We start from the raw sequence: 22,765 nt of genomic DNA on the forward strand, positions 1-22,765 counted from the left end.
GCCGTACGGCCGGGAACACGCACGTCCGGGCAGGGCGGAAGCAAGGCACACACTTGCGGTGGAAGTTAGGTAAGCCTTACCGTACCCATTCGCACCACTCAGGGTCTCGGCCGGTACGCCGGTCCGCCCGCGGCGAGCGCTTCAGCGACGCAGCCTGGCCGTCCTCCCCCAGTGCATCAAGGGCCTGGGAGGCACCCCCAGCCGCAATCGCTCAGAGGACCCGCACTTGAAGCGCCCCACCTTCGGTCTGTACGACCCTGCCCGCGAGCACAGCGCCTGTGGCGTCGGCTTCATCACCCGCCTCGACGGGGCACCGAGCCACGACGTCATCCGCAGGGGCGACGAGGCGCTCCGCGCCATCCCGCACCGTGGCGGCACATCCGCCGAGGGTGTCGGCGACGGCGGAGGCGTGAGCGTCGACCTGTCGGTGGAGTTCTTCCGCGCGATCACCGGCGAGGAGCTGCGCGCCGGCCACTTCGGCGTCGCCAACTGCTTCGTGCCGACCGGTGCCGACGCGCCCGACGGTGCCGGGCGCCGCGACGCCGCCGTCGAACTCGTCGGCCGCAGCATCGCCGAGCAGGGCTTCGACGTACTGCTCGTACGGGACGTGCCGGTGGATCACGGCGTTGCCCCGCCCGCCGCCGAGACGTACCAACTGCCCATCGTGCAGTGGGTGTTCCGGGCGCCCGAGCACTGGGCACGTGCCGACGTCGACACCGCCGCCAACCGCGCCCTGCTCGCCGTCGAGGCCGTCGCCTACGCCGACGACACGGACCGGTACGCCGGGCTGTACGCGCTGTCGCTGAGCGCGCGCACGCAGGTGCTCAAGGGGCGGCTCAACTCCGGTGAGGTTATTCGCCACTTCCGGGATCTCGTCGATCCCCGGCACTCCGTGCGGTCGCTGTATTTCCACACCCGGTTCTCCACCAACACCGAGCCGCATCCGACCATGGCGCAGCCGTTCCGGCTCATGGCGCACAACGGGGAGCTGAACACCGACCGCAAGAACCGGCTGAGCGATGAGGCGCTGGCGCGTGCCCGGACCCGGAGCATCGTGCGGCCGCCCGGGCAGTCCGACTCCAGCCGGCTCGACCAGACCCTGCAGAGCCGGGTGTTCGACGACGGGCTCGACCTCGTCGAGGCCGTCGTGTCGCTCATGCCGCCCGCCTGGGAGAACGACCGCTCCCTGCCCGTCGCCGTGCGGGACATGCTCGAATACTTCTCCCTGTACGAGGAGAAGAACGACGGGCCCGCCGCCGTCATCTTCAGCGACGGGGACGTCATCGGTGCCCGCCTCGACCGGCTCGGGCTGCGGCCCCTGCGTACCGTCGAGACCGCCGAGTATCTGATGGTGGCGTCTGAGGCGGGGCAGGTCGCCTTCCCCGATGAGGAGGTCGTGCACCGGGGGCGTATCGAGGCCGGCGGCATGCTCGTCGTCGATCATCGCAGCGGGCGGCGGATGCGTACGCGCGAGGTGCTCGACGCCCTCGCCGCGCGTCGGCCGTACTCCGAACTGCTCGACACAGCACGGGTGAACCTCGACGACCTGCCCGCCCCCGACTACTACCGCGGCACGACCACCCTCGGCTACGACGGTGACCTCACGCTCGCCGGCCGCTACGTGGCGTACGCGCTGAACCAGGAGAGCTTCCGGTTCATGCTCGACCCGATGCTCGCCAACGGGTCGGAGCGGATCTCCGCGATGGGGTACGGCAACGCCATCAACGCGCTCAGCGACACCGAGGGCGGCATGGCGAAGTACTTCTCGCAGCGGTTCGCCCAGGTCACGAACCCGCCGCTGGACAGCATCCGCGAGGCCGACGGCATGAGCATGCGGGTCGCGCTCGGACCCAAGCCCGACGGCACGGGGAGCGCCGGGAGTGCCGGCGGGCGGCAGCTCGTCGTCTCCTCGCCCGTGCTGGGGCATCTGGACATGGTGCGGCTGCGGGATCAGCGGATCGTGCCTTTGGAGCGGTTCGACATGCTCTACGAGCCGGTGGGCGGGGACGAGACCGCGAACGCCGACGCGCTCCGGACCGCGCTTGAGCAACTCTGCGACGGTGTCGAGCAGTTCGCCGCGGACGGGGGTGGCATCGCCGTCCTCTCCGACCGGGCGATCTCGTCCACACGGGCGCCGCTGCCCGTCGTCCTCGCCGTCGCGGCCGTGAACCAGCGGCTCATCGAGACCGGGCTGCGGCTGCGCGTCTCGATCGTCGCGGAGAGCGGGCAGCTGCCGTCGTCGCACCACGTCGCCACCGCGCTCGGCTTCGGCGCCGCGGCCGTCTACAGCCTCAGCGCGCGGCTGCGGGCGGAGGAGAAGCACCCGAGCGCTCCCGCCCCCGCGGGCGAAGTCACCGAGACCGACCGGGCGTTGGCGAGGTTCCGCAAGGCGGCCGAGAAGGCGCTCGCCAAGACCATGGGCCGCGTCGGGCTGTGCACCGCCGAGAGCTACATCGGCGGCGCCTTCTTCGAGCCGAACTACCTCGACACCCGCGACGACGTGTTCGCGCGGGCCTTCCCGCACATGGAGGCGCCGGTCGGCGGGGTCGGGTTCGCCCGCATCGCCCAGGCCGCGACGGAGTGGCACGAGCGGGCCCGTTCCGTGGAGACCGAGCAGCAGATTCCGCTGCTCGGACTGTTCAAGGAGCGGTCGGACGGTGCCGGGCACTCCTTCGGCGTCACGGCCGTACGCGGATTCGGCGACATGACCGAGGAGCGGCCGGAGTTCGGGCGCGCGAGCGATTCGGAGGGGCTCCGCCTGCTCACCCTCGGCCAGCTCGACGACGCGTTCGGCATCACCGACGCCGCGTACCGCGACACCGGGTACGACGCCCTCAGCGAGGCCGAGATCGACGCGTTCCGGATCACGCCCGGGTACCGCGCCTTTCTGCGGACCACCCACGAGGAGCGGTCGCGCCGGCCGGCGGCACTGCGTGATGTGCTCGCGCTGCCCGCCGATGTCACCGGGCTGCGCACCCCGGAGGACTTCGCCCGTGAGCTGGGCCGGTTCTCCACCAGCGGCAACGCGAGCGTCACGGTCCGGGGCGTGGTCGCGACCGTCGTGGACCGGACCCCGGGAACGGTGACCGTCCGGCTGAGCCTCGACGGTGACGCCGAGCGCCACATCGCCCTCGCCGACGGTCTCGCCCTCGCGCACCCGGGCGAGGCCGAGACGCTCCGGGCGGATGCCGACGGCGTCCTGGTCACCGCCACCGGCACCGCCGCCCGTCTCCTCGCGCTCCTCGACAGCGCACCCGACAGCGTCCCGCTCTCCGACGTGCAGCCCGCGCACGAGATCACCCGCGCGCTCGCCTCCGGCGCGATGAGCCACGGCGCGCTCGTGGCGACCGCGCACGAGGCCGTCGCGCACGGCACGAACATGGTCGGCGCGATGTCCAACAGCGGCGAGGGCGGCGAGCACCACACCCGGTACGGCACCATCCGCGGCTCCCGGATCAAGCAGTTCGCGTCCGGCCGTTTCGGTATCTGGGCGGGCTATCTCGCCGACCCGATGCTCCAGGAGCTGGAGATCAAGATCGGGCAGGGCGCCAAGCCGGGCGAGGGCGGCCAGTTGCCCGCGCCGAAGGTCACCGTCGACATCGCGGCGGCCCGTGGCGGCACGCCCGGCATCGAGCTGATCTCGCCTCCGCCCCACCACGACACGTACTCCATCGAGGACCTGGCCCAGCTCATCCACGACTGCAAGGCCGCGCGGGTACGGGTGATCGTGAAGCTCGTGTCCTCCGAGGGCATCGGCACCATCGCGGTCGGTGTCGCCAAGGCCGGCGCGGACGTCATCAACGTCGCCGGGAACACGGGCGGTACGGGCGCGGCGGCCGTCACCAGCCTCAAGTACGCGGGGCGTTCGGCGGAGATCGGTGTGGCCGAGGTCCATCAGGCCCTCGTGGCCAACGGGTTGCGGCAGAAGGTCGTCCTGCGCTGCTCCGGCGCGCACCAGACCGGCGGCGACGTCGTGACCTCGGCGCTGCTCGGGGGCGACAGCTTCGAGTTCGGGACGACCGCGCTCATGATGCTCGGCTGCGTCATGGCGAAGAACTGCAACGTGAAGTGCCCCGCCGGACTCACCACCAACTCCGAGGCCTTCGAGGGCGATCCGCGCGCGCTCGCCCAGTACCTGCTCAACATCGCGCACGACGTCCGGCAGATCCTCGCCCGGCTCGGGCTGCGCTCGCTGCGCGAGGCCCGGGGGCGTACGGATCTGCTGCAGCTCCTCGACCACCCGGCGAGCGTGGGCCGCCTCGACGTCCGCCGCCTGCTCGCGCACGTGCCCGAGAAGGTCGTCGAGGACCCGGAGTACCTGAAGAAGGACTTCACCACCGACGACGCCCTCATCGAGCGGGTGCGTGCCGCGCTCGTCGACCGGCGCGAGCCGGCCGTGCTCGTGGACGGCATCCGCCTCGGCAACAGCGACAAGTCGGTGGGCGGGCAGCTCGGCATCGACGTGGAACGGCTGCTCAACCACGAGTTCAACGGCGTCGTTCCCGCGGTCACGACCGACGACCGCGGGCGCCGCCGCCTCGTCGACGACGCCGTACGGATCCGTACCACCGGGTCCGCCGGCCAGTCGTACGGCGTGTTCTGCAACGACGGCATCACCCTCGAACACACCGGCACCGCGAACGACGGCGTCGGCAAGAGCCAGAGCGGCGGCCGGATCGTCGTGCGCGCCCCGGGCGGCGGCAGCGCCGAGCGCGGCGGGAACGTACTCGTCGGGAACTTCGCGCTGTTCGGCGCCACCGGCGGGCGGACGTTCGTGCAGGGGGAGGCCGGTGACCGGTTCGCCGTGCGCAACTCGGGCGCGACCGCTGTCGTCGAGGGGCTCGGCGACTTCGGCTGCGAGTACATGACCGGCGGTACGGTCCTGAACCTCGGCGGCTTCGGCAAGGGCCTCGGGAACGGCATGAGCGGCGGGTTCCTCTATCAGTACGACCCGTCGGGCGAACTCCGCGACCGGGTCAGCGCCGACTCGCTGCTCGTGTTCCCGGTGACCGACACCGCGCACGGCGACTTCCACGAGGCGGCCGTACGGCTGTTGCTGGCCTGGCATGTGGAGGCGACCGACTCGCCGCTCGCGGCACGGCTGTTGGAGGACTGGGAGTCCGAACGGCAGTACGTGTACTGCGGGATGCCCCGCGCGCTGCTCCTGTACCAGGACGCCGGGGAGATCCTCGCGGCGGCGACCCGGGGCGAGTTGCTCGACGAACTCGCCACCTCGATCGCCACCGACAAGCTCCGCGCGTTCAAGGTCGACTACCGTGACCGCCGTGCCGTGCTCGGCGGCCGCGCCCCGGCCTTCGGTGACCAGGGCAGCGACGACATGTTCTCGCTGCTGTCGTCGTACACCGTGCTCGGTGTCGCACAGGATCTCGCGCTGCAACGGGTGCCGGGGGCCACCGGCCCGGACGACCCCCGGGTCGCCGGGGCCGTCCGCAACCTCGTCCTCACCGAGGACTTCTTCGTCAAGCAGCGGGTGGTGAAGTACCTGCGCGGCACGCTGGAGCGGTTCGACGACGACGAGCTGGCCACGCTCATCGCGAGCAAGCGCCTCGACGACTACAAGCGCGCGCTGAAGCAGCGCAACAACCTCAGCGTGGACGCCCCCGGCACCTACGGCTGGATCGTCCACCAGACCACGAAGAACGCGGGCCGGGTGCGTGCCGCCCGCTTCGACGAGCTGCTCGCGACGGCGGCCCTGGAGGACATCGCCACGCGCCGCGCCCCGCAGGCCCCGACCGAGACGGTGACCACGTGACGCTCATGCCCCCGACCGGGTCGCTGATCCCGGCCGACGCGCCGTTCTCCGCCCAACAGGAGGCCTGGCTGGCCGGGTTCATCGCCGGGATCGCGGCCGCAGGACACCGGGACAGCGCCGGCGCCGACGCGCCCGCGGCCACGATCGACGTGCTGATCGGCACGCAGACCGGCAACGCCGAGCTGGTGGCCGACGACGTGGTCGCCGGTGCCCGTGCGCGCGGCCTGGGCGGGCGGGCCACCGCGCTCGACGACGTCACGCCCGAGGCGCTCGCCGCGATGTCCCACGTCATCGTCGTCACCTCGACGTACGGCGAGGGCGAGATGCCGGACAACGCCGTGCTGTTCTGGGAGGCGTTGCAGTCCGACACGGTCCCGCGCCTCGAAGGCGTGCGCTACTCGGTACTCGGGCTCGGCGACCGGGGCTACGACGACTTCTGCCAGGCCGCGAAGCTCATCGACACCCGGCTGGAGCAGCTCGGGGCGACCCGGCTGCACGAACGCGTCGACTGCGACGTGGACTTCGAGGAGCCCGCGGCGGAGTGGACGGCGGCGGTGCTCGACCTGGTCGCCGCCGAGACCGGCGCGAAGGGCACGGGGGGCGGCGCCGCGGAGGCACCGAAGAAGCCCCGCTCCCAGTGGAACAAGCGCACCCCCTACCAGTCCCGGCTCGCCATCAACCGGCTCCTGTCCGCGCCGCACAGCGCGAAGGAGATCCGCCACTACGAGTTCGACCTCGGCGACAGCGGCATCACGTACGAGGCCGGGGACGCGCTGGCCGTCGTACCGGTGAACGACCCTTCGCTGGTAGGGGAGTTGCTGGCACACCTCGGTACGGCCGGCGACGAGGCGGCCACCGAACTCCTGCGCACCGAACGGGAGATCCGCACCCCGTCGAAGGAGCTGATCGCCGATCTTGTCGAGCGTGCCCCGTCGAGCGAGCTGGCCGCGGTCGTCGCGCACGGCGACCGGTCCGACCTCGACTCCTGGCTCTGGGGCCGGGATGTGCTCGACCTGCTCCGCGACGCGGGACCCGCCGCCGCACCGGCACTGCCCGAACTCCTGCCGCTGCTGCGGCCGTTGCAGGCACGGCAGTACTCGATCTCGTCGAGCCCGCTCGCGCACCCGGGCCGCGTCCACCTCACGGTCGCGTCCGTCCGGTACGGCACCGGGAACCGGGCGTACGAGGGCGTCGCCTCGACGTACCTCGCGGACCGGGTCGGCGAGGACGCGGCCGTCGGGGTTTTCGTGCAGCCGAACGCCTCCTTCGGCGTCCCGGCGGACGACGACGCCCCGATGGTCATGATCGGCCCCGGCACGGGCGTCGCACCGTTCCGCGGCTTCCTGCACGAGCGCGCCGCGCGGGGGGCCGCCGGCCGCAACTGGCTGTTCTTCGGCGACAGGCACCGCGAGACGGACTTCGTGTACGAGGACGAGCTGACCCGGCTGCGGAAGGACGGCGTGCTCACCGAACTGGACCTCGCGTTCTCGCGCGACCGGGCCGAGAAGGTGTACGTGCAGACGCGGATGCGGGAGCGGTCGCGCGAGCTGTACGGGTGGCTGGAGGAGGGCGCGCACGTCTACGTCTGCGGCGACGCCTCCCGTATGGCGAAGGACGTCGAGGCGGCCCTGCTGGGCGTCATCGCCGAGCAGCGCGGACGCGGGGACGACGACGCGGCGGAGTACCTGGCGGAGCTGCGCCGGGCGAAGCGCTACGTACGGGACGTGTACTGAGCATGGCGAACCACGACAGTGGGTGCTCGTTCGAGGGCTGCTGCGGCAGGCGGAACGGCACCGCACGGCTGATCGACCCGCGGATGCCGGAGCTGGCGCGGTGCCTGACGCTCTTCCAGTACGTGCAGGCGGTCACCGGCGGGCCGGTCGCCCGGATCGACCAGGCCGGCAGCTACGCGGTCCCGAGCCTGCGCGGTGAGGCGTTCGCCGTCCGCCCTGGCTCGATCGCGCTGCGCATCGACGCCGACGGGGTCGATGCGGCGGTGGTCGCCCGGGACGAGGGCACGGGTGCGGTCGCCCTGCGTCTGCTCGACGCGGCGGGCCGGACCGTGCACCAGGGGCGGCTGCTGTCCGAGGGGGACCGCGTGCTGGTCGGACTCGCGCGCACGGTCGACGCGGGGGCGCCGGCCATCGGGCCGTCCGTGGTTCCCGACGTACCGGCGTGGGAGAACGGCGACCAACTGGCCCAACTCGACGCGGTGTTGACGGACGGCGGGGCGAACCGGCGCGCGGGGTTCCACCGCTATCGCGGAGAGCACCGGCCGATCGAGGTCGATGTCGTCCCCGCCGTCCTCGACCACGTCTGCTCCGTCGGACTGCCGATCGGCGTCGCGGTGTTCGCCCCGGCGGCCATGCAGGCGTGCGGGGGCCGTGTGCACGTGACCGACCGGACCGTCGGCGGGCGGGTGTTCGCGGCGGTCGCGGAGAGCTCGGTGGAGATCGACCTCGCGGGGGTACGGGCCTGCCACCTCGTCCGCTCCACGGCGGCCCACGGTCCGACCTCGGCGCTCGAAGTCGACGACGAGGACGGGCGGTGCGTCGCGGTCATCACGCAGTTCGGAATGGTCGGGGAGGACGTTCACGCGGCGTGGGAACATCTCGCGGAGTCGCTGCCAGGAATCTCAACTTGACCTAGTAGCGCGTGAGTTCGGTGCGGCGACATGGGTACTGTGGAACACGCGGAACGATCGGCTGCTACACCGGACAGCGGACCGAGGGTACTGCGGAGCTGCCAGGCGGTCTGCTCAGGGCGGTCCCTCGGGGTGAGGGGAGCCTTCGGTGCTTCAAGGTGCACGGGGCGGCACGTTGCGTACGGGCGCGGTCGACGTCGCGCGGATCGGTGGTCTGTGGCGCGTCACGCGGCCCTGGCATCCGGGGTTGCGGCCGTTCCTGCGCAGCTATGTCGGCTACTGGGAAGCGATGACCTCGCCGTACGAGGCGCGGTTGGTGCCGTCCGGTCGTGCGACCCTGTTGATCAGCCTGGCGGAGCCGTTTTCCCAGGTCCGGCGGTTGGGCGTACCGGGCGGGGACAGCGGGAGCATCGGGTCGCTGGTGGTGGGTCTTGAGGACCGGCCCGCCATCTGTGTGCATCCCGGCGGCCAGGAGGCGATCCGGGTCGAGTTCACACCGCTGGGCGCCTACCGGCTGTTCGGCATGCCGATGAGCGAGTTGACGAACCTGGCCATCGAGGTCCGGGACGTCCTGGGGCCCGAGGCCCGGGTGCTGGTGGAGCGGCTGGCGTCCACCCCGGACTGGGCGGCCAGGTTCGACCTGCTGGACGAGGCGTTGCTGGCCCGGCTCGGGGACGGCCCGGAGCCCTCCCCCGAGGTCGGCCATGCCTGGCAGCTCCTCGCCGACAGCGCGGGGGCGATCCCGATCGCCCGTATCGCCGCGGAAGTGGGCTGGAGTCAGGGGTACTTGGTCCGGCGGTTCACCCGGCAGATCGGGCTGGCACCGAAGGCGTCCGCCCGGGTGCTGCGCTTCCGCCACGCCGTCGCGATGCTCAACCGCGGGGCCGCGAGCCTCACCGAGATCTCGACGGCCTGCGGTTTCTACGACCAGGCCCACCTCAACCGCGAGTTCCGCGCCATCGCCGGCACCACCCCCGGACAGATGGTGGCCGCCCGCCGGGTGGAAGGAGCCCTCGCCCTCTCCAAGAGGTCAAATTCGTCCAAGACCCGCCCGACCACCGCCAGATAGCGTCCCGCTCGTACAACCGATGGCCGGTCGGATGGCACGGGGGACTGTCCGGCCGGCCGCGTCGCCGTCGTGATCGCTCAGGGATAAAGTGCCACGATGATGACGCAGGCCTTCTCGCGGGCCCAGGAGACCAAGTGGTGACTCGGCAGGTCGGCTTGGTGGATCTTCCGGTGGCTTTCGCGCGGCCCGTCCGGTTGTTCACGTACATCATCGGACACAGTCAGCTGTTGCTCAGAGGACAGCAGGACAGCGAACGAGGCCACTCGACAACGCTGGAAGTACTTTTCAAGGACGTAAGTGCCCTGTCGGTCCGGGACCACTACCCCTCGCTGACCATCCGCGCGGCGTCCGGCGACGAAGAAGAGGAACTGCGCGGAGCGGTACCCGGCCCCTGGTACGACGCGCGGGCCTTCGTCCTGGGCGAGCGGTTGCTCGGCGGCTTCGTAGTCGCCGGCACCGTGCTCTGGGGCGAGTCCTCTGCTCCGGAGACGTACAGCAGCTTCCTCGTCCCTGAGTACGACCTGCCGCGATTCAACCCGGACCAGACGTTCCCGCCCGAACCTCGGACGATCTATACCCCCTACCCTCAACGCCGTTAGCGAGGCCGCAGTCCGAGCTGGGCACCGGCGGACCAAGAGCCAAGGCTCACCATGGATTGATCAGCGTCCCCGCCGAATGGCCAGGACGATCCCGAACACAGCCAGCACCGCGACCACGACGACAAACCAGGTCGGCATGAACTCAAGCCCTTTGTAGGCGAAAGGGGCTGTCATGGGCATCGGGCCTCCATGGGTGGGAGCAATCCTCGAATACCCGTCATCAAGATCGAGACGCACTGCCTGCGAAACACATCGCTACGAAGCGACATGAGCTTGGTCTTGGCGAGGCCGGTTTGACCGTGCGCGAACGATCCACACAGAGCTGCGGATCAGAAGGTTGTGAGGGGGGTGGGTGCGGAGCCATTCGGTGTCCCGGGACACGCTGGTCCGGAGACGCCTGTCCGGCCACCCCCCTTGGCCGCCGTGTTCTTCGGTGAGAACAGCGAACCGGCTCATTTCTGCCACGGAAGCTAGCAGCCGCCACTGACAACGCTCGGGCTTCCCAGGCTGAGGTCCCACTCGGGCACCAGAGTTGGTGGCTCCGCCCCCGACATCGACAGCCGGCGCCAACAGATGCGTACGTCGGTGTGGCCGCTAGCATCGGTCCATGACGTCACAGCAGGCGGATGCCGCGTAGGTCCCCGCGCGAGGTGAGGGCCGCCGTGCCCGACGGGCGAAGCGATGGTGCGGTGAGCACGCTGTTCATCAGTGCGTGTCCTGGGCCGCCGGCGTGTACTGCCGTTCACACGTATCTCTTCGTCGACGGCCTCGACTTGATCACGCGCAGCGACAGCGGAATGGCCGGCCTCGATCCGAGGCGGCTGCTCCGCCCGGGCGGACCGCTCTGGCCGACGGATATGCCGTGCACAGTGGACGTGGCAGCCCAGGAGCAGCCCGAGCCAGGGCCGGACAGGCTCACCATCCGGGTCCGGCTCCGGGGTGAGACGGTCATCTGGTCTGACCTGATGTACCCGGGGCCCGACGGCAGGCCCGTCGAGGAGGTTCGCTTCCGGCTGGAGCAGTACCTGGGCGAAGTCGAGCGGGCATACGCGGGTGTGGAGAGTGCGCGGTCGGCGCTGACAGGGCATCGCTTGGCCATCGGCGAAGCCCGGCCGTCGGTTGGGCCCGGACAAGTTCCCGGGCCTCCCCCGGACAGGCCGGGGATGCAACCATTCCCTACAGAGCTGGAACCCCCGGAAGCCGACCGCGCGTTGGAGACCATAGCCACAGGCACTGACAACGGACCCACCAGTGATCAACCGCCTAAGTCGGCCCGCCAAGCCCGCAGCTTCCCAAGCCGACGTTTCCCACGACACGATGGGGCCACCGACCAGGGGGTGCCATGGGAAACCGGGAGACGGAGCAGGCCGCGATCGCGCATGTGATGGCCGTGGAGCGGGCCGCCGGACGTGACCCGAAGGATGTGCACACCTCGGGGCTCCCGTACGACGTCGACAGTCCGCCTCGCATGATCGAGGTCAAGGCGTTCAGCCGCTCGGCGCGCAGTGAAGCGCTGCCGCTGGAGCATCGGCAGGCGACGGCCGCCGAGGCGAACCCCGAGCACTATTACGTCTACGTGGTCGACAACCTCGCGGGCCTCGACGGGGCAGAGGTCGGAGTGCGCGTCCTCCACGGAGAGACGCTGCTGGCGATGATCGAGCGAAGCCGGCCCCACCTCACGTACTGGCCCACCTTCAAGGCCGCCGAGTACGACCAGGCCGAGCGCCTGAGCTGAGGCCTGCGGTACGGCGACCACCGGGACCAGGACCGGGACCAGCACCGGGGCCGGGGCCGGGACCAGGATCGCGACCGCTGGAGCCGTCTCCACCGCAAGCGGACCTGACACGTATCGCATCCGGCACCACACGAAGAGTTGCCCCCGCACAGCCCCCTCAGTGGCGGGGCGCGTCGTGGGAGAGGACGCTGGATGCAGGGGTGCGTGACGGAGAGGCGGCCCCATGAGTGAGACCAGTACTGACCACAAGGCGCATACGCCGTTCCTTTCGCGGCCCGGTGTCCGGCGGCTCGCGCCGTTCGTTCTGATCAGCGCGATCGCTCTGGTGTTCATCTTCCAGAACCGCGAGGACGTCGAGATCCGACTTCTCGTCCCGCAGGTGACCATGCCCCTGTGGGGTGCCCTTCTGATCGCCTGGGGCCTCGGGATGCTTGCCTGCGCCTTCACTCTGCGTCGACGGACGAACCGGCACTCACGACGGACGCGGTGAGGGCCGCGTCGGCGGATCCCCCGTCCTGGTAGGCCGGGCTGCGCGGAAAGCCCCGTTTCAGGGGGTGTGACAGGGCCCCCCACTCAGCTGTCCCGCTGGTAACCCGGCTGCGAGACTGGAACGCATGGCACGCGAGCAGCACAGCGGCAGCGGCAGCGGTCGCAGCGACGGTGGCAGCGGTGGCGGTGGCAGCGAGCTGGGGCGGTTTCTCAAAGCCCGGCGGGCGCGGGTCACGCCCGCCGATGTCGGGCTCCCGGCCGGACCCGGGCTGCGTCGCACGCCCGGGCTGCGCCGCGAGGAGCTGGCGACTCTCGCCGGGGTCAGCATCGACTACTACACGCGCATGGAACGCGGCAGGGAGACCAACCCCAGCCCGTCCGTCGTCGACGCCCTCGCCAACGCCCTGCTGCTGGAGGAACCCGAACGCCGGCATCTGCGCGACCTCGCCGCCCACGCCGCCCGCCGCGGTGCGACCCCGCTCCGGGCGGCCGGGGAACCCACCACGAGCGTGGATCCCGGCATGGAACTGCTCCTGGAGAGCCTGCGCCCCAACCCCGCGCACATCGTCAGCCGCACCATGGACGTTCTGGCCGTCAATCCGGGCGGGCTGCGGCTGATGGCCGGGCTCGCGGACTGGCCGGAGGGGCAGCGCAACATCGTGCGGTACGTCTTCCTGCACCCGACCGCCCGCGTCCTGTTCGAGGACTGGGAGATCCAGATCCGCGGCTGTGTCGCCCGCCTCCGCACCCTGGCCGGCGTCGAACCGGACGCCCCCGACCTCATCGGCCTGGTCGACGAACTGCTCGCGAAGAGCCCGGACTTCGCCACCCTCTGGGAGCACTACGACGTCACGGGCCACAGCCAGGGCCGCAAGACCTTCCACCACCCCGACGCCGGCACCTTCACCCTCGGCTACCACTCCCTCCAGCTGGACGGCGGCTCGGGCCGGCGTCTGGTCGCGTACCACGCCGTTCCCGGCACTCCGGAGTACGACGTGATGGTCCGCCTCGACCGGGACGGGGGCGAGGACGGCGACGGGGACCGGGAGTCGGCCGAGGCGGAGGCCCCGGGCCCGGCCTCCGGGCCGGCGCCCCGGCGTCGCTGACACACCCGCCTCGGCCGTCGGCTCACGGCTTGACCAGGACCTTCAGCGCCTCGCGGTCCGCCATCGCGCGATAGCCGTCCGGAACGCCGTCCATGTCGACCGTACGGTCGAAGACGCGGCCCGGCTCGATGCGGCCCTCCAGTACGTCGGGCAGCAGCTCCTCGATGTAGGCGCGGGCCGGGGCCATCCCACCGGTGAGGGTGAGGTTGCTCGCGAACTCCGGGAAGCCGAAGGGGACTTCGGGGTACTGCGGTGCCCCTACGCGGCTGATCGTGCCGCCCGCGCGGACCGCGCCGACCGACATGTGCAGGGCGGGCAGCGTGCCGACGCACTCCAGGACGGTGTGGGTGCCGTCGCCACCGGTCAGTTCCCGTACGCGCTCGATGCCTTCCTCGCCCCGCTCGGCGACGACGTCGGTGGCGCCGAAGTCGCGGCCCAGGTCGGTGCGGCCCTTGTGCCGGCCCATCAGGACGATCCGCTCCGCACCGAGCCGCTTGGCTGCCAGCACGGCACAGAGGCCGACCGCTCCGTCGCCGACGACCGTGACCGTCGTACGGGGGCCGACCCCGGCGGTGACCGCGCAGTGGTGGCCGGTGCAGAACACGTCGGACAGGGTGAGCAGGGACGGCAGCAGGGCCGAGTCCTCGGCCACGGGCAGCTTGACCAGCGTGCCCTGCGCCTGCGGGACGCGTACCGCCTCGCCCTGGCCGCCGTCCACGTCCGGCGAGGCCCAGAAGCCGCCGTGCCGGCAGGAGGTCTGCAGTCCCTCGGCGCAGAAGTCGCAGGTGTTGTCCGCCCAGACGAACGGGGCGACGACCAGGTCGCCCCGCTTCAGGCCGGACACGTCGGAGCCGAGTTCCTCGACGGTGCCGAGGAACTCGTGGCCGATGCGGTCCCCGTGCTCGGTGGCCTCCCGCGACCCGTACGGCCACAGGTCGCTGCCGCAGATGCAGGAGCGCAGCACCCGGACGATCGCGTCGGTGGGCCGCTGGATCCTCGGGTCGGGGACGTTCTCGACGCGGATGTCGCCGGCGCCGTAGATCAGTGTTGCTCGCATGAGTGCTTTCCGATCGGGTGTCGTGGCTTGAGGATTTCCATGGGGTGCCGCTCCTCCGTGCCCGGGTACTGGTCCGTGCCCGGGCCTCGTTCCGACGATGTCCTTCAGGCAGGTGATCGCGCTCATCGCACTGGGCCGACCGGCGTAGCAGCGGGACGTCGGCCATGGGTTCGCGGAGATTTCTCGGATCCGTGACAACCTTCCGGGCCGCCCGGTCCGTACGTACGGCATGAAGCACTTCTCACCGCGCACCGCTGCGGTGCCGGGCGGAGGGGGCCTGTGATCCGGACGCCGGACGAACAGGACGTCTCCGACACCGACACCGACACCGGTGGCGCGGTCGAGGTCGAGGCCGAGGTCGAAGCCGGGCTCGACTTCGACGAGTTCGCGCGCAGCCGCCAGGCGCAGCTGCGCCGTACGGCATATCTGCTGTGCGGTGACTGGCACCTCGCCGAGGACCTGACACAGACGGCGCTCGCGAAGCTCTACGCGGCGTGGCGTCGGGTGCGGCTGGACAGTCCCGACGGCTACGCCCGCAAGGTGCTGTTCCGGACCTTCGTGGACGAGACCCGGCGGCGGCGCTGGTGGGAGCGGCCCAGAGCGTACGAGTTCGACGTCGCGGCCCCGGCACGGGACCCGGAGCTCCGGCTGACGCTGCTGGCCGCGCTGCGGCAGGTGCCCGCGCGCAGCCGGGCGGTGCTGGTGCTGCGGTTCTGGGAGGACCAGAGCGTGGAGGCGACCGCGGCGGCGCTGGGGTGCAGCGTCGGCACGGTGAAGAGCCAGACCTCCCGGGGGCTGACCGCGCTGCGCCGGATCCTGGGCGATACACCGCTCGCGCCGACGCCGCCCGGCAGCGGCGGGGGCGGACACAGCGGACACAGCGGACACAGCGATGGCGGTCGTGCAGGTATGGACTCGGGAAGCGGACATCTGAGGGCGGGGTGGTGAGCATGGCTGGGGAGTCCGGCGCCGACGGACACGGGAGCAGGCACGGCAGCGGCAGCGGCAGCGGCGACGGGGACGCGTACGAGTTCGCCCTCGTCGACGCGTTGGGCAGGCTGAGTCCCGGTGCCGAGCCGCCGATGCCGGATCTGGTGCCGGGCGCGGCCGCGCGGGGCAGGCGGATCCGCCGTCGGCGCCGGATCGGGGTGGCGCTGAGCGCCGTGGCGACGGTCGCGGCCATGGTCGTCGGGGGGTACGCGGTGCTCCCGTCGACGGTGGAGGAGCGCGCGCCCGCGCCGCCGGCCGCGGAGCCGTCGGTCTGGTACCCCTCGCTGGGGCTGCTGCGGTCGGTCGTCACGGCGAAGTCCGGCACGGTCGAGCCCGCGGATCCGAAGCGTCAGGACGGGGCGCAGCGCTACTTCCGATGGCTCGACGCGTCCGGCCGTCCGAGCTATCTGTACGTGTCGGTCGCACGGTCCACGGCCGCGCAGCCCCTGCTCCCGCCGGGCCCCGTGGAGTGCCGGAACGGTTTCGGCCGCGTACTCACCACGCCGTGGGGCGGCCGACTGACCAAGTGCTCGGTCGTCCCGAGGAAAGAGGGGGACAACCTGCTGGAGTACTACGTGCTCCAGCAGGAGCTGCCCGAACCGGGGAGCGACAAGAGCAACGACTACGCGATGGGCGTCGCCTACGTGACCTCCGGCGGATGGACCGTGCAGGTGATCGCGAGCGAGGCCGGCGAGAACCGCAAGGGCGGCCTGGAGTACACGGATTCGGTCCGCCAGACGCTGTACCGGCTGGCCACCGACCCCCGGCTCTTCGACGCCGTCAAGGAGACCGACGGCTGACAGGTCCGTAACCGACCAGCAAGAACACAACCCTGAATGGAGATATGGCATGTCCATGCTAAAAATACCCAGTTCCCTGATCGCGGCCCTCGCCGTCGGCATGCTCCCGGTGCTGGCCGCCTGCGGTGCCGGTTCGGGCGACAAGGGCGGCCAGAACAGCGGGAGTTCAGCGGTGGACGGCGGCACGGAGAGCGTCGCCGGTGCCGAGCGGCTCAGCATCCCGGAGGGCGTGAGCGCCGAGGCCAGGAAGGAGTACATCCGGGAGAACGCCATCGCGGCCTGCATGAAGGAGCAGGGTTTCACCTACACACCGCACGCGTGGGCGAAGCCGCCGGTCGACACCAACACCGATGGTGACGGCGAGGACTACGCGTCGGCGAAGAAGTACCGTCAGAAGTACGGCTTCGGGACCTATGCGGCGGCCGCCCACCCCGACGACCCGAACGTCCCCTTCAGCAACGCGGGCGGCAAGGTCGGCGGAAAGGTCCTCGACCCGGTGGACGACGACACCAAGGGGCTGACCCCGGCGCAGATGAAGGCGTACGAGGCCGCGCTGTACGGTCCCCCGGCCAGGACCAAGGCGGAGGAGAAGGACGCCGGATGCACCCTGGAGGGGAACACCGCGGCGTACGGACCTCCGTTGAGCGCCGAGGAGGAGAAGCGGAAGCAGAACGCCAGGACCGAGGCGAACCTGCAGAACGGGCTGGTGCTCAACGGCGACGCCCAACTGGTGCGGCTCGCCAAGGAGTACGCCGCCTGTCTGAAGGCCGAGGGCATCGCCGTCTCCACCACCCGGCCGACCCGCATGGCCAACATGGTGCGGATCGACCTCACCAAGGAACGCCCGGAGCACGCCCGCGAGCTGACCGAGAAGCAGGCGATTCCGCTCCTCACCGCGGACATCGACATCGCGCTGAAGGACCTGGAGTGCGGCAGGAAGTTCCGCGCCGCGTACTTCCCCAAGGAGGAGGCCAACCCGTACTGGGGAGACGGCGCGTGAACGCGGCTCCCGCCTGCGTTCGAAGTGGCTCAGCCGTGCAGTGAGCGGTACGCGGCGACCGCCCCGGGGTGCAGGGCGATGCCGCCCGTGCCGATCAGGCTGCCGACGTCGAGGAACTGGGTGCCGACGGCGTTGTCGGGGACGAGGGCGGTCGCGCGGAGGACCAGCAGACGGGTCAGTGCGTCCGCGACAGCACGGGGGAGATCGGGGCGGCACACCAGCAGGTTGGACACGCCGATGGTGGCGACTCCGCCCGCTGTCCGGTAGGCGCTCTGCGGCAGGGACACCTCCTCCAGGCCCGACCCCGCCAGACCGGCGCGGCCGCCGAGCTTCGGCAGCAGCCCTGCCAGCGGCAGGAACCGCAGGCCGGGACGGTCGTCGAGGCCGGACAGGACGGGCAGGGGTACGCCGCCAGCGACGAGCAGGGCGTCGACCGAGCCCGCCCGCATCGCGTCGGCCGCGTCGGCCAGCGGGAGGTGGCGTACGGGGACGTCGGTGCCGGGGGAGAGGCCCGCGGCGTGCAGGATCCGTTCGCCGAGTTCGGCCGCGCCCGATCCGGTCGCCCCGAGCGAGACGGTGTGTCCGGCCAGGTCGGACACCGCGCGCACGGGTGAGTCCGCGCGGACGACGAACTGGAGGTAGGTCTCGTAGACCCTGCCGATCGCGCGCAGGGGCACCGGCTGCGGGAAGAGGGCGGTGTCCTGGGCCGCCTGCGCGGTGTCGGTGAGGACTAGTGCGAGGTCGGCCTGGCGGTCGCGGAGCAGTTCGATGTTGGTGACACTGCCCGCGGTGGTACGGACGCGGCAGCTCAGGCGGGGGTACGCCGTCTCGAGTTCCGCCGCGACGAGGCGGCCGAAGGCCTCGTAGAACGCCGTGGGCTCACCGGTCGCGAACCGCAGGACACCGCTCGGCCCGGGACGCTGCCGCGAGGTGTCGCCCGTGAGCGCGCCCCCGAGAACGGCGACGGCCGCCGTGCCCAGGGCGGCGTGGAGCAGCGTGCGGCGGTCGGCTGGGCGGTTCACCGCGCACCCCCGTCGCCGTCGCCATCCCTGCCGACGCCATCCCCGGCGCCATCCCTGCCGAAGCCGTCGCCATCGAGACCGCCATCGGCTATGTAAATTCCGTCCGCTCCGTCCATTCCGTCCGCTCCGTCGGTCACGGCACGCGGCACGAGCGCCCTGGCCCGCAGTCCTCGCGGGTGGGCCGGCCCCAGCTCCAGTCGGCCGCCCCGTCCCGCCAGCAGCTGTTCGGCGATGGCCAGCCCCAGACCCGTACCCACCGTCCCGTCCTGTCGTTGCCGGCCCGAACGCCAGAATCTCGTGGTGGCCAGGGCGAGTTCCTCCGTGCCGAGGCCCGGGCCGTCGTCGGTCACAGTGAGGACCGCGTGCGGGCCTTGGATGGTGCAGCGGAGCGAGATCTCGGCGCCCGGGCCCGCGTACTTGATGGCGTTGTCCAGGAGGATGTCCGTGATCTGGGCGAGTTCGCGGTCCGTGCAGGCGGCCGGGACGGGGGCCGGAGAGGCCCGGAAGCCCAGGCGGGCTCCGGCGCGGTGGGCGACCGGCTCCCACAGGCCGTGCTGGGCGGCCGCCACCGCCGCCGCGTCGCAGCGGGCGTCCGAGCCGTCGGTCACCGTCAGTTCCCCGGCCCGGTGTTCCGCGGTGGCGAGGGCCAGCAGGTCGTCGAGGAGGCTCTCCAGACGGTCTAGCTCGGTGGTGACCCCGGAGTACGTACGGTCGGCTCGCGCGGGCAGGTGGATGTGCAGGGCGTCGACACGGAGCCTGAGGGCCGCCATGGGGTTGCGCATCTGGTGGGACGTGTCGGCGACGAGCCTGCGCTGCTGCTCCAGGGCCGCCGTGACCGTACGCGCCATACGGTTGAAGCCCGTCGCGAGCTGGCGCAGTTCGGGCGGGCCGCCCGCTCGGGTCTGTTCGGGCGGGAGTCCCGCGGCGAGCTGGCCGACGGCCCGGTCGAGCCGGCGCAGCGGGCTGACCACCCACCCCGTCGCGGCCCGGGCGAGGACCGTGCACGCGATCGCGACCAGAGCCGCTCCGGCGAGGACGGCGGCCCAGCGCCGGGTGATGTCGTCCGCCGCGGTCTGCACCGAGGCCCGCAGCACGACGGCCCCGGAGACCCGGGTCCCGGTGCCCGCGGGCTCGGCGAACATCCGGTGCCCCCGTGACCAGGGCCGCAGCGCGCCCCCGGGATGCGCGGTCTGGTTGCGCAGCGCCGCGTCGAGCAGCCGGGCGACGGCGGGGTCGGCCGCCCGCATGCCGCCGGTCTGGACGACGGGGTTGCGGCGCGTGTCGGTGACGACGAGTGCTTCGCCGTACAGCTGTGTGTAGCGTCGCACCTCGGCGGCGACGGCCGAGGTGTCGCCGGTCGCCGCGGCCTGGTCCATGAGGGACGCGAAGCGGTCCAGGTCGGCGCTGCGGGCGAGGACCAGCTGCTGGGTGCGGTCGGACGCGGTGAACAGCAGCAGCGGAACGGCGAACGCGGCCACCGCGATCACGACGAACAGCAGCAGTGCGGCCTGGACCCGGGTACGCACGCGCCGGCTCCTCAGGCCCCGGAATCGCGGAGGTTCCCGGAGTCCCCGAAGCCGGAGTTCCCGAAGCCGAGGTCCCCGAAGCGGTAGCCGAAGCCCCGGATCGTGGTGAGCAGCTCGGGGCGGCACAGCTTGGCGCGCAGCTGGGTGAGGTGGACGTCCAGGGAGCGGGACACGGCGTGCCGGGCGTCGCCCCACACCTCGTCCAGGAGCTGCTCGCGGCTGACCGCCGTGCCCGCCCGCCCGGCCAGCACCGCGAGGATGTCGAACTCCTTGGTGGTCAGCTCGACCTCCGCCCCGCCGACCCGGACCCGGCGCGCGTCGAGGTCCACCTCGACGTCACCGGCACGGACCGTCCGTACGGCGGAAGCGCCCGTTCGTACGGCGGAAGTGCCCCTCGCCGCGTTCCGCCGGGTGACGGCGTCGATCCGCGCGAGCAGCTCGGCGAGACGCACCGGCTTGACGAGGTAGTCGTCGGCCCCGAGCCGCAGACCGCGCACGACCGAGCGCTCGTCGCCGCGGGCGGTCAGCACCACCACCGACATGTCGCTCACCGCCCGCAGGGCGCGCAGCACGTCCAGACCGTCGGTGTCGGGCAGGCCCAGATCGAGAAGCAGCAGGTCGGAGCTGCGGTGGTAGGTCAGCACATCCCTGCCGTACCGGACCCGTCTGGTGACGTGACCGTGGTCGTACAGGACCTCCACGAGCGCCGCGGCCACGCCGTCGTCGTCCTCGGCCAGCAGTATCTGCACCCTGCCCACACCTCCTTCCGGCCACTTCCGGCCACTCCCGTCCGCCGAATGTAGACCACACCGAGCACGCGCCCGCCGGAGTGTTAAGGGGAGGTTAGTTCTGCGTCCGGGCCTCTCGTCGGCGCGTGCGGGGCGGCGCCAGGCTGCACGGCACCCAGCAGCCCGCTGAGAAGGACGCCGCAATGATCATCGACTGTCACGGTCACTACACGACCGCCCCGCCTGCCCTGGAGGCGTGGCGCAACCGGCAGATCGCCTCCCTCACCGACCCGTCGGCCGCTCCCGCCCGCGCGGATCTGCGGATCGGCGACGACGAGCTGCGCGAGACCATCGAGCCGAACCAGTTGCGGCTGATGGACGAACGAGGCATCGACCTGACGGTCTTCTCGCCCCGCGCCTCGTTCATGGCCCACCACATCGGGGACTTCGGGACCTCCGCCGCCTGGGCGGCCATCTGCAACGAACTCTGCTTCCGCGTCAGCGAGTTGTACCCGGAGCGCTTCGTGCCCGCCGCGATGCTTCCGCAGTCGCCGGGCGTCGACCCCGCCACCTGCGTCCCCGAACTCACCCGCTGTGTCGAGGAGTTCGGCGCCGTGGCCGTGAACCTGAACCCCGATCCCTCGGGCGGCCACTGGACCGCGCCGCCGCTGACCGACCGCTCCTGGTACCCCCTCTACGAGAAAATGGTGGAGTACGACGCCCCGGCGATGGTCCACGTCAGCACGAGCGTCAACCCCGCCTTCCACACCACCGGCGCGCACTATCTGAACGCCGACACCACGGCGTTCATGCAGCTGGTCCAGGGCGACCTGTTCGCCGACTTCCCGACCCTGCGCTTCGTCATCCCGCACGGCGGCGGCGCCGTCCCCTACCACTGGGGCCGCTTCCGGGGCCTGGCGATGGCACTCGGGAAGCCGCCGCTGGAGGAACACGTCCTGGGCAACGTCTACTTCGACACCTGCGTGTACCACCAGCCCGGTTCGGACCTCCTGTACGAGGTCATTCCGGCCCGCAACATCCTCTTCGCCTCGGAGATGATCGGCGCCGTCCGTGACATCGACCCGTGCACCGGCCATCACTTCGACGACACACGCAGGTACGCGGAGGCGGCCGGCCTCCCCGCGGACGACCTGGCGGCGGTCCAGGAGCACAACGCCCGCGCGGTGTATCCCCGGCTGGACGCCCTGCTGAAGCGCCAGGGCCGGTGAGACACATGAACGCTCCCTCCTCCGGGACCTCCAGGACTTCCGGGACTTCCGGGACCTCCGGGACCTCCGAAACCCCCCGGGCCCCCCTCTCCCCCAAGACCCCCGGCTGGCTGGACTGGTACCGGAACCCGTCCAGGCCGGCGTTCCGGCTGCCGCCGGGAACCGTCGACACCCACTGCCATGTCTTCGGCCCCCAGGCGGAGTTCCCCTTCGCGCCGGAGCGGAAGTACACCCCCTGTGACGGCGGCCGCGCCGAACTGTTCGCGCTCCGGGACCACTTGGGCATCGCGCGGAACGTCATCGTGCAGGCCACCTGCCACGGCGCGGACAACTCCGCGATGGTCGACGCCGTCCGGGCGGCCGACGGCAGGGCGCGCGGCATAGCGACCGTCCGCCCGGACGTCTCCGAGAGCGAGCTGCTGGACCTCCACACAGCGGGCGTACGCGGAGTGCGCTTCAACTTCGTACGGCGACTGGTGGACACCTCACCCGCGGACGACCTGCACACGATCGCGAGGAAGGTCGCCCCGCTGGGCTGGCACGTCGTCCTCTACTTCGAGAGCGCCGATCTGTCCGAACTGGAGGGATTCTTCGGCTCGTTGCCGACCCCGCTGGTCGTCGACCACATGGGACGACCGGACGTGACACAGCCCGTGGACGGGCCCGAGTTCACCCGGTTCCTGCGCTTCGTGGACGCCAACGACGTGTGGGTGAAGGTGAGTTGTCCCGAGCGCCTCAGCGTGACCGGCCCCCCGGCCCTCGACGGCGAACGGCACGCCTACACCGACGTCGTCCCCTTCGCCCGCCGCGTCGTGGGGGAGTTCCCCGACCGGGTGCTGTGGGGCACCGACTGGCCGCACCCCAACCTCACCGACCACATGCCCGACGACGGGCTCCTCGTCGACCACCTGCCGCAGGTGGCGGTCACCGACGAGCAGCGGCACAAGCTCCTGGTCGCCAACCCGATGGGCCTGTACTGGCCCGGCGAGGACTTCTGA

General features: G+C 71.5%; 17 protein-coding genes. 13 read left to right on the forward strand and 4 right to left on the reverse strand.

The window, feature by feature from the left end:
• Nucleotides 1–226: 226 nt before the first annotated feature.
• From ACFWXQ_RS29495 to ACFWXQ_RS29530, 8 genes are all read left to right on the forward strand, one after another.
• Nucleotides 227–5,773 (forward strand): glutamate synthase-related protein, encoded by a 5,547-nt coding sequence (locus ACFWXQ_RS29495; protein WP_383935262.1) that lies wholly within the window; start codon nucleotides 227–229, stop codon nucleotides 5,771–5,773.
• 5 nt (nucleotides 5,774–5,778) lie between these two features.
• Complete coding sequence (locus ACFWXQ_RS29500) at nucleotides 5,779–7,506, forward strand: sulfite reductase flavoprotein subunit alpha (RefSeq protein ID WP_383935471.1); 1,728 nt, start codon at nucleotides 5,779–5,781, stop codon at nucleotides 7,504–7,506.
• A gap of 2 nt (nucleotides 7,507–7,508) precedes the next feature.
• Nucleotides 7,509–8,417 carry a hypothetical protein gene (locus ACFWXQ_RS29505; protein WP_383935260.1) on the forward strand — a complete coding sequence of 303 codons (909 nt, stop codon included), beginning with the start codon at nucleotides 7,509–7,511 and terminating at the stop codon, nucleotides 8,415–8,417.
• A gap of 148 nt (nucleotides 8,418–8,565) precedes the next feature.
• On the forward strand, nucleotides 8,566–9,486 hold the full coding sequence (locus ACFWXQ_RS29510) for a helix-turn-helix domain-containing protein (protein WP_383935258.1): 921 nt from the start codon (nucleotides 8,566–8,568) through the stop codon (nucleotides 9,484–9,486).
• A 134-nt stretch (nucleotides 9,487–9,620) separates the two neighbouring features.
• A complete protein-coding gene (locus ACFWXQ_RS29515) occupies nucleotides 9,621–10,085 on the forward strand; it encodes a hypothetical protein (RefSeq protein ID WP_383935256.1) in 465 nt (154 codons plus the stop codon).
• A gap of 1,342 nt (nucleotides 10,086–11,427) precedes the next feature.
• Entirely contained in the window at nucleotides 11,428–11,820 is a 393-nt protein-coding gene (locus ACFWXQ_RS29520) for a DUF3883 domain-containing protein (RefSeq protein WP_383935254.1), read from the forward strand.
• Between the two features lie 223 nt (nucleotides 11,821–12,043).
• A complete protein-coding gene (locus tag ACFWXQ_RS29525) occupies nucleotides 12,044–12,310 on the forward strand; it encodes a hypothetical protein (RefSeq protein ID WP_383935252.1) in 267 nt (88 codons plus the stop codon).
• A gap of 124 nt (nucleotides 12,311–12,434) precedes the next feature.
• A complete protein-coding gene (locus ACFWXQ_RS29530; protein WP_383935250.1) occupies nucleotides 12,435–13,415 on the forward strand; it encodes a helix-turn-helix transcriptional regulator in 981 nt (326 codons plus the stop codon).
• A gap of 22 nt (nucleotides 13,416–13,437) precedes the next feature.
• On the opposite strand, the gene ACFWXQ_RS29535 is transcribed toward ACFWXQ_RS29530, so the two are convergent.
• Entirely contained in the window at nucleotides 13,438–14,472 is a 1,035-nt protein-coding gene (locus ACFWXQ_RS29535) for a zinc-dependent alcohol dehydrogenase family protein (RefSeq protein ID WP_383935248.1), read from the reverse strand.
• A 279-nt stretch (nucleotides 14,473–14,751) separates the two neighbouring features.
• On the opposite strand from ACFWXQ_RS29535, the gene ACFWXQ_RS29540 reads away from it, so the two are divergent.
• Genes ACFWXQ_RS29540 through ACFWXQ_RS29550 form a run of 3 tightly spaced genes read left to right on the forward strand, consistent with a single transcriptional unit; the run spans nucleotide 14,752 to nucleotide 17,262 of the window.
• Complete coding sequence (locus tag ACFWXQ_RS29540) at nucleotides 14,752–15,420, forward strand: SigE family RNA polymerase sigma factor (RefSeq protein WP_383935246.1); 669 nt, start codon at nucleotides 14,752–14,754, stop codon at nucleotides 15,418–15,420.
• A gap of 2 nt (nucleotides 15,421–15,422) precedes the next feature.
• Nucleotides 15,423–16,262 (forward strand): hypothetical protein, encoded by an 840-nt coding sequence (locus ACFWXQ_RS29545; protein ID WP_383935244.1) that lies wholly within the window; start codon nucleotides 15,423–15,425, stop codon nucleotides 16,260–16,262.
• Nucleotides 16,263–16,311: 49 nt separating this feature from the next.
• Entirely contained in the window at nucleotides 16,312–17,262 is a 951-nt protein-coding gene (locus ACFWXQ_RS29550) for a hypothetical protein (protein ID WP_383935243.1), read from the forward strand.
• Between the two features lie 29 nt (nucleotides 17,263–17,291).
• On the opposite strand, the gene ACFWXQ_RS29555 is transcribed toward ACFWXQ_RS29550, so the two are convergent.
• Genes ACFWXQ_RS29555 through ACFWXQ_RS29565 form a run of 3 tightly spaced genes read right to left on the reverse strand, consistent with a single transcriptional unit; the run spans nucleotide 17,292 to nucleotide 20,559 of the window.
• Complete coding sequence (locus tag ACFWXQ_RS29555; RefSeq protein WP_383935242.1) at nucleotides 17,292–18,284, reverse strand: TAXI family TRAP transporter solute-binding subunit; 993 nt, start codon at nucleotides 18,282–18,284, stop codon at nucleotides 17,292–17,294.
• A complete protein-coding gene (locus tag ACFWXQ_RS29560; protein ID WP_383935240.1) occupies nucleotides 18,281–19,810 on the reverse strand; it encodes a sensor histidine kinase in 1,530 nt (509 codons plus the stop codon). Before ACFWXQ_RS29560 ends, ACFWXQ_RS29555 begins: the two co-directional genes overlap by 4 nt.
• 11 nt (nucleotides 19,811–19,821) lie before the next feature.
• Nucleotides 19,822–20,559 carry a response regulator transcription factor gene (locus tag ACFWXQ_RS29565; protein WP_383935238.1) on the reverse strand — a complete coding sequence of 246 codons (738 nt, stop codon included), beginning with the start codon at nucleotides 20,557–20,559 and terminating at the stop codon, nucleotides 19,822–19,824.
• Between the two features lie 182 nt (nucleotides 20,560–20,741).
• Between ACFWXQ_RS29565 and ACFWXQ_RS29570 the strand changes: the two genes are divergently transcribed.
• The gene (locus tag ACFWXQ_RS29570) at nucleotides 20,742–21,767 is read left to right on the forward strand and encodes an amidohydrolase family protein (RefSeq protein WP_383935236.1); all 1,026 of its coding nucleotides are present in this window, start codon (nucleotides 20,742–20,744) and stop codon (nucleotides 21,765–21,767) included.
• Between the two features lie 5 nt (nucleotides 21,768–21,772).
• The gene (locus ACFWXQ_RS29575; RefSeq protein WP_383935234.1) at nucleotides 21,773–22,765 is read left to right on the forward strand and encodes an amidohydrolase family protein; all 993 of its coding nucleotides are present in this window, start codon (nucleotides 21,773–21,775) and stop codon (nucleotides 22,763–22,765) included.

It is taken from the genome of Streptomyces sp. NPDC058697 (genome assembly GCF_042715345.1).
Lineage (GTDB): Bacteria > Actinomycetota > Actinomycetes > Streptomycetales > Streptomycetaceae > Streptomyces > Streptomyces liliifuscus.

Excerpts from the sequence above, each read along its gene's own strand:
- ACFWXQ_RS29500 (WP_383935471.1), top strand. The coding sequence starts at position 5,779 with ATGCCCCCGACCGGGTCGCTGATCCCGGCCGACGCGCCGTTCTCCGCC.
- ACFWXQ_RS29505 (WP_383935260.1), top strand. The coding sequence starts at position 7,509 with ATGGCGAACCACGACAGTGGGTGCTCGTTCGAGGGCTGCTGCGGCAGG.
- ACFWXQ_RS29520 (WP_383935254.1), top strand. The coding sequence starts at position 11,428 with ATGGGAAACCGGGAGACGGAGCAGGCCGCGATCGCGCATGTGATGGCC.
- ACFWXQ_RS29525 (WP_383935252.1), top strand. The coding sequence starts at position 12,044 with ATGAGTGAGACCAGTACTGACCACAAGGCGCATACGCCGTTCCTTTCG.
- ACFWXQ_RS29530 (WP_383935250.1), top strand. The coding sequence starts at position 12,435 with ATGGCACGCGAGCAGCACAGCGGCAGCGGCAGCGGTCGCAGCGACGGT.
- ACFWXQ_RS29535 (WP_383935248.1), bottom strand. The coding sequence starts at position 14,472 with ATGCGAGCAACACTGATCTACGGCGCCGGCGACATCCGCGTCGAGAAC.
- ACFWXQ_RS29545 (WP_383935244.1), top strand. The coding sequence starts at position 15,423 with ATGGCTGGGGAGTCCGGCGCCGACGGACACGGGAGCAGGCACGGCAGC.
- ACFWXQ_RS29550 (WP_383935243.1), top strand. The coding sequence starts at position 16,312 with ATGTCCATGCTAAAAATACCCAGTTCCCTGATCGCGGCCCTCGCCGTC.
- ACFWXQ_RS29570 (WP_383935236.1), top strand. The coding sequence starts at position 20,742 with ATGATCATCGACTGTCACGGTCACTACACGACCGCCCCGCCTGCCCTG.
- ACFWXQ_RS29575 (WP_383935234.1), top strand. The coding sequence starts at position 21,773 with ATGAACGCTCCCTCCTCCGGGACCTCCAGGACTTCCGGGACTTCCGGG.